The 1051-nt window shown below is 57.6% G+C and carries 1 pseudogene; it reads right to left on the bottom strand.

Annotation, left to right across the window (positions count from 1 at the left end):
• Positions 1–1051: pseudogene (locus ACEN2J_RS20825) on the bottom strand (transposase); the annotation flags it as partial.

The following is a 1051-nucleotide window of genomic DNA, read 5'->3' on the forward strand; positions in this document are numbered from 1 at the left end:
GGGGGGCAGTGGATGACCGGGATAAAGGGCAGGATCAGCCGTTTCAAGACGAGCTCGACCAGGCTTTCCTCGGACCCGTAAGCCGTGTCTGCGACCAGCCATTCGGGGCGCAGGCCGAAACGTTCCGCGGTGCGGTCGAGCATAGTGAGGGTAGAACCCACCTCGGCCTGCCTGACCGATCGGGTCGCTTCGACATCCATGATGATCGCATGATCGGTATCAATCAGGTAATTGTCTGAATAGGCAAAGAAAGCAGGCCACTTACGGGCCGCAGTCTATTACCGGCAGGTGATTGCATGCAATCACCGCGAGGCACTGGCTGGCAGGATCAGCATGGGCCGTGAACTTGGGTTTTACGGGCGTTGCAGCGCCGAAAGCCTCTTCGTCGAGAGTGTCGAGATATTCACGCACCGCCCTCGGGGCATCGGTTGGATCGATTGCAACCGCATCCCATTTATCCTGACGACTGGAGCTCTGCTTCTGGACATCGGCCCCCCCTCTCGGCAGATTGCTACGCAATCCGTTGGCCGTCAGGTGAATGCTTGCATTCACCGTCAGGCGCCTGCCGGGCAATGGATCAGGCTGGCATCGACCGCGAAGCCTTGGCCGCCGACCAAGCCATGGGAGATGCACTGGGCCACCACGCGCTCGAAGATATGACGAAAGATATCGCTGTCGCGAAACTTGCCATGTCTGAGCTTTGAAAAGCTGGAATGATCCGGCACCCTGTCCTCTAGCCCCAAACGGCAAAACCAGCGATAGGCAAGGTTGAGATGCACCTCTTGGCACAGGCGACGTTCAGACCGCAGCCCCATGACATAGCCGACAACCAGCATCCGCCCTATCGTGCATGTAAACATGCACTGCCGGGTAACAGATCATGAGTCTGGGATCGATAGAGGGACGACCGGTGTGGCTGTAGAAACTGCGCATCTCTTCGTGCAGATCATCCAGATCCAGGAAGCGGTCTATGCCACGCAAAAGATGATCGGCAGGGATGTGCGTCTCGAGATCAAACTCGTAGAATAGTCGGGCATGAACTTCCTGCGTT

The sequence above is a fragment of the Pseudorhodobacter sp. W20_MBD10_FR17 genome, assembly GCF_052119765.1.
Lineage (GTDB): Bacteria > Pseudomonadota > Alphaproteobacteria > Rhodobacterales > Rhodobacteraceae > Pseudorhodobacter.